This window comes from Rhodoferax sp., from assembly GCF_039922535.1.
Taxonomy (GTDB): Bacteria; Pseudomonadota; Gammaproteobacteria; order Burkholderiales; family Burkholderiaceae_C; genus Rhodoferax_B.
In genome coordinates this window covers 1-8324 of record NZ_JBDTEM010000192.1, presented here as the reverse complement: position 1 = coordinate 8324, position 8324 = coordinate 1, and the positions used below count along the sequence as shown (strand labels likewise).

Here is an 8324-nt window from a genome sequence, read left to right as displayed (position 1 = left end):
GGGCTGGCTCACCGAGGGCGTGGTGCTGATGCTGATGGACAAATTGCCGTGGGCAATGGCACACGGGCCGAGCGTGACCGATTGGTTCAGCACGATCGAGCCGGTGCGCGAGTTGATCACCACCTTGGCCGCCGGGGCCGAGGCCTCCATCGTCAACTCTTCCAGATTGCCCAGAAAAGTGACGCGGGCATTCGGATCGTTGGGTGCGCGCACCCGCACTGTGCGGCCGTCCATGGCGTTGGCCAAGCCGCTGCCCATTTTGTTATTGACGGCGGCGGCTACGCGGCTGGCGGTCTGGAAGTCGCTGGCGTTCAGGTCCAGGGTGATGTAGTCGCCGTCTTGCAGCGGCGAGGGCACGCTGCGTTCCACCTGTGCACCGCTGGGAATGCGGCCCGCGCTGAGGTGGTTGATTTGTACCTTGCTGCCCCCGGCGGCGGCACCGGCACCGGCCACCACCATATTGCCTTGGGCCATGGCGTAGATTTCGCCGTCGGCACCGCGCAGCGGCGTGGCGATCAGCAGGCCACCCTTGAGCGACTTGGCGTTGCCCATGCTGGCGACGTTGATGTCAATCATCTGGCCCGGCTGGGCAAACGCCGGCAGTTGTGCGGTGACGATTACCGCCGCCACGTTTTTCAGCTGCAGCGACGATGCCAGGCTGGCGGGCAGGGTGATGCCCATCTGCTGCAAGTAGCTGGACAGGCTTTGCGAGGTGTAGGGCATCTGGGTGGTCTGGTCCCCCGTGCCGTCCAGCCCCACGACCAGCCCGTAGCCGGTCAACTGGTTGCTTCGTACGCCCTGGATGGACGCGACTTCCTTGATGCGCAGCGCTTGCGCGGGCATTGCGAACAGCAGCGCCAGGCACAGCCCGCATCCCCATGCCACGGCACGGCGTGTAGAGAGGCTGCGGAGAACATGCATGGCGAATAACCCGTGGTCTGGTTCGGCCGAAATGGCAAAACCTTTAGCATTATTTTGATTTGCGACTGGGCAAGAGAACGGCGGAAAAGGCGGTGGTTTCCGGTTAATTGAACTTGCTATTCTTTAAGTAGCTGCCCACGCAGGTGCTACCTACGCTAGAGGCTGATTTGGTTCAAAAGCTGACGAGATGTGTGGCCTAAGGCTAGGCCACAGGTTCAGAACGGCATCACGTTCATGAAGAAGCGCCCCAGCCAACCCATGGCCTGCACTTCGCCTTGTTGGCCGCGGCCCTTGGACTCGATCCGGGCATTAGCCACCTGGGTAGAGGCAACAATGCTGCCCGGCTGCACCGCGCGCGGGTCCACTGTGCCCGAGAAGCGCAGTACGTCCACGTTCTGGTTCACGCCAATCTGCTTTTCGCCGGTGACCACCAGGTGGCCGTTGGGCAGCACTTCGACCACGGTGACGGTGATGGCCCCCGAAAAGGTGTTGGCGCTTTCGGTGCCGCCTTTGCCCGAAAAGTCGTTGCTGGAGGTGGCACCAATGCCAAACTTGTCCAGCAGCGGTGTCTTCAGGAAGGGCAGGCCGGTGATGCCCGCGGCCTCGGCGGCGCTGCGGTTCACGGTGCTGGTCGATTTTTGGCTGGCGCTGACGTTTTCCACGATCTGGATGGTCAGGTTGTCGCCCACCAGGCGCGGGCGGCGGTCTTCAAACACCGGGCGGTAGGCGGCCGAGGCAAACAGGCTGCCGGTGGGCCGAACGTTGGTGGGCACCACGGTGGGCGGCAGTTGCCGAGGCCCGGTGGATTCGGCGAAATCTACCTTGGGTGCGGGAGCCAGGGTCTCGCAGCCGCTCAACAAGCAGAGCCCTGCGACGGCAGCAGCAGTGATGGCGATGCGCATGTTGAATCTCCTAGAGCTGGGCCAGCTTTTGCAGCATTTGGTCCGACGTCTGCACGGCCTTGGAATTCATCTCGTAGGCGCGCTGGGTCTGGATCATGGTCACCAGTTCCTGCACTACGTTGACGTTGCTGGTTTCGACAAAACCCTGGCGCACCACCCCCATGCCGCTCACGCCCGGCGTGCCGGTGGTGGGCTGGCCGGAGGCGGCGGTTTCGGCGTACAGGTTGCTGCCCTTGGGCTCCAGACCGGCCGGGTTGATGAAGTTGGCCATGGCGATATTGCCCGCCGGTTGGGGCGTGGCATTGCCGGGCAGCATCACGGTGACGGAGCCGTCGGTGCTGATCGTGACGCTTTGGGCGGTAACCGGAATCGTCACCCCGCTGGCTACGGTCAGGCCTTCGGCGGTGACCAAGCGGCCTTGCGAATCCACCTGGAACGAGCCGTCGCGGGTGTAGCCGATGGAGCCGTCGGTCTGGTTGATCTGGAAAAAGCCGTTGCCGTTGATGGCCACGTCCAGCGTGTTGCCAGTTTGCTGCAGGCTACCCTGGGCAAACGAGCGGGTGGTGGATACGGTGCGCACGCCCAGGCCCAGGTGCAGGCCGGTAGGCAATTGGTTTTGCTCGGTGCTGTTGGCGCCTACCTGGCGCAGGTTCTGGTAGATCAAATCTTCAAACACCGCGTTGGCGCGCTTGTAGCCGGTGGTGGAGACGTTGGCCAGGTTGTGCGAGATCACGTCCAGCTGGGTTTGCTGGGCTTCCATGCCGGTTTTGGCGATCCATAGCGAATTAATCATGGCGGTCTTTCGGTTTAGCCTTGCACGCTCAGTAACTGGCTGGCACTTTTGTCATTGGTTTCGGCGGTTTGCAGCAGGCGCATTTGCGTCTCAAACTGGCGGGCGGTCTGGATCATGCCGATCATGGTCTCCACGGCGTTGACGTTGGAGCCCTCGACCGCCCCGGCCAGCAGCTTGGCGTTGGCATCGTTGGGCAGCGGGTCGCCGGTGGTCCCGCGGAACAGGCCGTCGTCGCCGCGCTGGATGGGGTTGTCGGCATCGGGGGTGACCATCTTCAACCGCCCCAGGCTGGTGGAGGCCTGGCCTGGCACCTTGGCGCTGACGGTGCCGTCGCTGCCCAGGGTGATTTCGGAGCCCTGGGGCACGTCGATCGGGGCCCCGCCATCGGACAGCACGGGCAGGCCGGTGGGGGTGACCAAGGTGTTGGTGTTGGAGATTTCAAAAATACCGCTGCGGGTGTAGGCCTCGGTGCCGTCCAGGCCTTGCACGGTGAACCAGGCATTGCCCTGGGCCATGGCATCCAGGTTGCGGCCGGTGCGTTGCACCGGGCCGGGGGTTTCGGAGTGGCCGGAGGTGGTTTCCAGCGCAAACACGCGGGTGCTGGAGCCGGGGCCGTTCAGCGGCACCGAGCGGTAGGTGGCCAGCTCGGCCCGAAAGCCATTGGTGGACACGTTGGCCAGGTTGTTGGCCAACACCGCCTGCCGATTCGCCGCCGTGTTGGCCCCCGTCATCGCGGTGTAAATGATGTGGTCCATGGCGGCGGCCTAGCTTCAGCGCAGGTTGACCAAGGTGGACATCACCTGGTCTTGGGTTTTGATGGTTTGTGCGTTGGCCTGGTAGGCGCGCTGGGCGGTCATCATGTCAACCAGCTCTTTGGTCAGATCGACGTTCGAGTCTTCCAGTGCACCGGCGCGCAGTCCGCCCAGATTGCCGGTGCCCGGCACGCCTTTGGCCGAGGGGTCGCCGCTGGAAGGGGTCGCTAGCCAGTAGTTGCCGCCAATCGGGGCTAGACCCTGCACATTGGTGAAGGTGGCCAGCTGGATCTGCCCGGCTGCCAGCGACTTACCGTTGGAATACGTACCCTGGATGATGCCGGACTCATCAATGCTGATGGCGGTCAGGGTGCCCGGTGCCTGGCCATCCTGGGTGGCTTTGGAGATCGAGAACTTGGAGCCGTATTGGGTGGCATCCACCACGTTGAGGTCCACGCTGAAGGTGCTGGCCGGGTTGGTCGGCGAGGGCAGGGTCAGGGTGCCGAGGGTGGCCGCCGGTGTGTTGCCGGTGCCGGTGAAGGTCAGGCCGGTATTGGTCAGGGTGGGCGTGGCACCGTCCACGCTGGAGTACACATCCCAGGTGTTGACCGCGGTTTTGGTGAAATAGATGCTGACGGGGACTCCCACGCCCTGGCCGTCGTAAGCGGTGACCGAAGTGCCGTAGGTGGCCAATGCCGGGACCAGTGCCGATGGGGCCGTGCCGGTGGCGATGGGCGCCTGGGCATCGAGGTTAAAGCTCATGTCCAGCTTGGTGGTTTGCACTGCAGCAATGTCACCGCCTGCGGGCAGGGTCAGCGCGGCGATAGCCCCGCCGGTGGGAATCGAGCCATCGGCGGCGGCGGTGATGCCCATCAGGTGGGCGCCGGTGTTGGTGATGATTTCACCGTCTTTGTTCAGTTTGAACGCGCCGTCGCGGCTGTAGGCGGTGTTGCCATTCGGCAGCGCAACCTGGAAGAAGCCGTTGCCGTTGATGGCCACGTCCAGCGAGTTGCCGGTAATGCTGATGTTGCCCTGGGTGAACTGCTGCGACACGGTCTGCACCTCGACCCCGATGCCCGAGCTGATGCCGCCCGAGCTGCCCAGCGACGACGCGTACAGCTCGGCAAATTCGGCGCGCGAGGCCTTCATGCCGGTGGTATTGGCGTTGGCGATGTTGTGGCCGATCACATCCAGGTTTTGGCTGGAGGCGTTCAGACCGGAGAGACCTTGTTGAAAGCTCATGGATGGCTCCTAAAAATACGTTGGCAGTTGCAATGCGGCAGGGGGAGAACTACAAAATGGCCTTGACGGCGCTGTAGGCCACCGAGTCGCCGTTTTGCAGCTGCAGATTGAGGACGTTGTTCTCGTTGCTGACCGACACCACCTTGTTGCGCTCCAGCGCGGTGGTGGTCACGGCAGCGCCGCTGTTGGTGGCGGTGACTTTGAAGCTCAGGTCGCCCGAGTTGGTGTACTTGGACGCATCCCAGGTGAAAGCCTGGCGGCCGGTGCTCAGTGCGCCCATGTCCACCGTGCCCAGCAGGGTGCCACCGGCGGTGCGCACTTCGACCTTTACCGCATCGGCTGCGCCACTCAGGTCAAATGAGCCCTTGCCCACGCCGTCGGTGATGCTGAGGGTGTTGCCCTCGGTCAGCACTTCGTGGCCGATGGTGGAACTACCTTGTAGGGACTGCAGGGCGGCAATTTGCGTGGCCATGCTTTTCATGGTGTCGTTCAGCGTCTGGATACCCGACACGGTGTTGATCTGCGCGAGCTGGCTGGTCATCTGCGCGTTGTCCATCGGGTTCATCGGGTCCTGGTTGTTGAGCTGCGCCACCAGCAACTTCAGGAAGCGGTCTTGCGAGGCTTCTGCGGTGGTGCTGTTGGTGCTGGTCGTGCCCGCCAGCGAGCTGCTGGCGGCGTTCAGTGCGGTGACATCCAAGGCCATGGCGTGCTTTCAAAAAATTTATTGGCCCATTTGCAGCGTTTTCAGCAGCAAGGACTTGGCGGTGTTCATCACTTCTACGTTGTTCTGGTAGGAGCGGGAGGCGGAAATCATGTTCACCATTTCATCCACCGCGTTGACGTTGGAATGGGTGACGTAGCCATCGGCATCGGCCATCGGGCTGGTGGGGTCTAGCACTTTGCGGCCTGGCTGCTGGCTTTCGGTGATTTCTTTCACCCGCACCCCGGCGGCGCTTTCGGCCCCCAGCAGCGTGGTTTGGAAGACCACCTGGCGGGCCTTGTAGGCGTTGCCATCCGGGCCGGCCACGGCATCCACGTTGGCCAGATTACTGGCCACCACGTTCAGGCGCTGCGACTGCGCGCTGATAGCGCTGCCGGAGACCCCAAAAATCGAAAACATGGACATGGCGGGCTTTCTTATTGGCCGGTGATGGCGCTGAGCATGGTCTTGGCCGTGCCGTTGATAAAGCGCAGCGTGGCTTCATAGCGCACCGAGTTATCGACAAAGTTGGCCCGTTCGCGGTCCAGGTCTACCGTGTTGTTGTCCATATTGGGCTGGCTTTGCACGCTGTAGCCGCGCTTTTGGGCCTCGCCTAGGCTGCTGCCCTCCAGGTCGGGCAAATTCATGTGCCGGTTGTCGGTCTTGTTGCCCACCAGCATGCCCTGGCTGGCAGTGGCGGCACTCATGGCTTCCTTGAAGTTGAAGTCGCGCGCCACATAGCCGGGGGTATCCACGTTGGCAATATTGCTGGCGATGGTGCGCTGGCGTTCGGCGCGCAGCACCAGGGCCTTGCTTTGAAAGTCCACCGAACCGACCATTTTGTCCAACATGCGACACCCCGCTTGGTTATCAATGACGTGGGACTTACGCAGCGCCTGACTGGCGGGCCTCTGGCCCTTCAGGCGGGTGCAGCGTAAGCCTTGTTGCGAAACCTCCGGTGCCATCCCGGATCTCGCTTTGGCAAATTATGGAAAAACTTGAGTCTTTTGAGCCCCGGAAGAAGCGGGTGATTGCGGCGCAGTTCGCGGCTTTGGGCTGCGGGCTCTGGCTTTAGTCTTGGGTGTCCTGAACCGCTGCCCTTGGTGCGTCTCAGGTTCGGAGGTTTTATGCAGCTACTTTTACGAAATACTTTGCACGGCCTGTTCTGCGCCAGCGCGGTGCTATGCGCCGTAGATGCGCGCGCCCAGGCCGACATGCAAACCAGCAGCCAACGCTGGTTGGAGGCTGCGGTGGTACAGGCCCCGCCCGTGCAAGGCCAGGGGCTGCGCATGGAGGTATCGGTGGGTGCGCTGGACCCGCGTCTGCAACTGGCACCCTGTTCCAAGGTGGAGCCGTACATGCCGACGGGTACCCGTTTATGGGGCAAAAGTCGACTGGGCTTGCGCTGTCTGGCTGGAGCCACCCGCTGGAACGTGTTTATGCCGGTCACCGTCAAGGCCATGGGCCGGGCCTGGGTGGCCAAAACCAATGTGATGGCCGGGACCGTGTTGACGGCGAACGATGCCATGGAGGCCGAAGTCGATTGGGCCGAGGACGCTTCGCCTGTGGTCGCCAACGCCGAGCAGTGGATCGGCCAGGTGGCCGCCCGCTCGTGGGTGGCCGGGCAAACCGTGCGCCAGGCGATGGTCAAACCCGCCCAGGTCTTTCAGGCCGGTACCCAGATCCGTGTGCTGGCCCAGGGCGTGGGTTTCCAGGTGTTGTCTGACGGCCAGGCCATCACCTCCGGTGTGGTGGGCCAGCCTGCCAAGGTGCGCCTGGACAGTGGCCGGGTCATGTCCGGGGTGGTGCAGGATGCCCGTACCATCGTGGTCGAGATGTAACAACTGGTGTTTTAGCCAACTAACATTTAAGAAAATGCCAAAGCTGCCGAAACCATTGCTACGATGCCTTAACGTCAAGGCTGCTGGAGAGCGTGATGAAAATTGGACAAGGAATAGATGTAACGGCCGCGGTGAATGCCGCCGTGGTCAAGAAAGCAGATCAGGACAAGGAAGCTGCGCCCGCGAGCGTGGCGCAAAAGGGTGCGCGTGCCATTCCCGCGGCCGGTGCGCAGGTGTCTGTGTCCACGCTGGCCCGCACACTGGAACAGAACGACCGGGCCGTGGGCTCCGATTTCGACAGCAAGAAAGTAGCCGACATCAAGGCCGCCATCAAGAATGGCACGTTCAAGATCAACCCCGAAGCGATTGCCGACAAAATGCTCGACAACGCACAAGAAATGCTCAGCGTCGCCCGCTAAATAGTGGTTTTTTGATCCTCCCGTCCATTCCAGCGCAGGAAAACCCAGCATGACGGCCCGCCCAACACCCCACGGGCTGGAAGCCAGCCTGTTGCGCGTAGAGCAATTGCTCGACGAAGTGTCTGCCGCCCTGATTGCGGGCGAGCCCCTGGTTTTGGAAGCTGCCAGCACCGCGTTGCGCCAAGCCATGGCCGATATGGCCGTCTGGGGCCGCACCCCTGCTGGCTTGCAGTCGCTGGACGCTGGCATGCGCCACCGGCTGGAGAAAGTCTCCCTGACCTTGTCCCAACAACGCGCCAACCTGGCACGCCGAGCCGTGGTGGTAGACCGGGCATTGGCCACGGTCCTGCCCCAGGCCCAACCCGCCAGCACCTATTCCGGCGGCAAAGCCGCAACCTACCGCGGCGGCGCAGCCCGCATCTACGCCGCAGCTGCCAACTGATTTGCTATTGAATCAGTAGCTGCTTGTGCAGGTGCTACCTGCGCTAAAGGCCTAAAAGACTCGCAGATTCAACTACAAAGTGCACCGCTGTAGAGTTTAAGTGGAGTGATTTCCAGGCCGTAAAAGACCTCGTGAGGAGTGCGGTAGCCCAAGCACTTGCGGGGTCGGTGGTTGAGTTGGTAGACGGCATCATCGACCTCTTGTTGGCTGACTTTTCGCAAGTTGGTTGACTTGGGGAAGTACTGGCGCAGCAGCCCGTTGGTGTTCTCATTAAGCCCCCGCTCCCAGGAGTGGTAGGGGTGCGCAAAGTAC

12 protein-coding genes are annotated in these 8324 nt (G+C 62.4%); 3 read left to right on the top strand and 9 right to left on the bottom strand.

Annotation, left to right across the window (positions count from 1 at the left end):
- The 8 genes from ABI213_RS09180 to flgB all read right to left on the bottom strand — a co-directional run.
- Positions 1-921, bottom strand: a 921-nt coding sequence (locus tag ABI213_RS09180) for a flagellar basal body P-ring protein FlgI (RefSeq protein ID WP_348026813.1), incomplete at its 3' end; no start/stop codon positions are given.
- A 215-nt stretch (positions 922-1136) separates the two neighbouring features.
- Positions 1137-1823: a flagellar basal body L-ring protein FlgH gene (locus ABI213_RS09175; protein ID WP_348007392.1), complete on the bottom strand. Its 687-nt coding sequence runs from the start codon at positions 1821-1823 to the stop codon at positions 1137-1139.
- A gap of 10 nt (positions 1824-1833) precedes the next feature.
- The gene (gene flgG, locus ABI213_RS09170) at positions 1834-2616 is read right to left on the bottom strand and encodes a flagellar basal-body rod protein FlgG (protein ID WP_348007393.1); all 783 of its coding nucleotides are present in this window, start codon (positions 2614-2616) and stop codon (positions 1834-1836) included.
- A 14-nt stretch (positions 2617-2630) separates the two neighbouring features.
- Entirely contained in the window at positions 2631-3371 is a 741-nt protein-coding gene (gene flgF, locus ABI213_RS09165; RefSeq protein ID WP_348026812.1) for a flagellar basal-body rod protein FlgF, read from the bottom strand.
- 15 nt (positions 3372-3386) lie between these two features.
- On the bottom strand, positions 3387-4610 hold the full coding sequence (flgE, locus tag ABI213_RS09160) for a flagellar hook protein FlgE (RefSeq protein ID WP_348007395.1): 1224 nt from the start codon (positions 4608-4610) through the stop codon (positions 3387-3389).
- Between the two features lie 49 nt (positions 4611-4659).
- Positions 4660-5313, bottom strand: coding sequence for a flagellar hook capping FlgD N-terminal domain-containing protein (locus tag ABI213_RS09155; protein WP_348007396.1), 654 nt, complete (start codon positions 5311-5313; stop codon positions 4660-4662).
- An 18-nt stretch (positions 5314-5331) separates the two neighbouring features.
- Positions 5332-5736, bottom strand: a complete 405-nt coding sequence (gene flgC / locus ABI213_RS09150) for a flagellar basal body rod protein FlgC (RefSeq protein ID WP_348007397.1) — start codon at positions 5734-5736, stop codon at positions 5332-5334.
- Between the two features lie 11 nt (positions 5737-5747).
- Complete coding sequence (flgB, locus tag ABI213_RS09145; RefSeq protein WP_348007398.1) at positions 5748-6161, bottom strand: flagellar basal body rod protein FlgB; 414 nt, start codon at positions 6159-6161, stop codon at positions 5748-5750.
- A 276-nt stretch (positions 6162-6437) separates the two neighbouring features.
- Between flgB and flgA the strand changes: the two genes are divergently transcribed.
- From flgA to ABI213_RS09130, 3 genes are all read left to right on the top strand, one after another.
- Positions 6438-7151: a flagellar basal body P-ring formation chaperone FlgA gene (flgA, locus tag ABI213_RS09140; RefSeq protein WP_348007399.1), complete on the top strand. Its 714-nt coding sequence runs from the start codon at positions 6438-6440 to the stop codon at positions 7149-7151.
- Between the two features lie 95 nt (positions 7152-7246).
- Positions 7247-7570: a flagellar biosynthesis anti-sigma factor FlgM gene (gene flgM / locus ABI213_RS09135; protein WP_348007400.1), complete on the top strand. Its 324-nt coding sequence runs from the start codon at positions 7247-7249 to the stop codon at positions 7568-7570.
- A 49-nt stretch (positions 7571-7619) separates the two neighbouring features.
- Positions 7620-8012, top strand: coding sequence for a hypothetical protein (locus ABI213_RS09130; RefSeq protein WP_348007401.1), 393 nt, complete (start codon positions 7620-7622; stop codon positions 8010-8012).
- A gap of 68 nt (positions 8013-8080) precedes the next feature.
- Here ABI213_RS09130 and ABI213_RS09125 read toward each other — a convergent pair.
- A partial coding sequence (locus tag ABI213_RS09125) for an IS30 family transposase (protein WP_348007402.1) occupies positions 8081-8324 on the bottom strand: 244 nt, incomplete at its 5' end.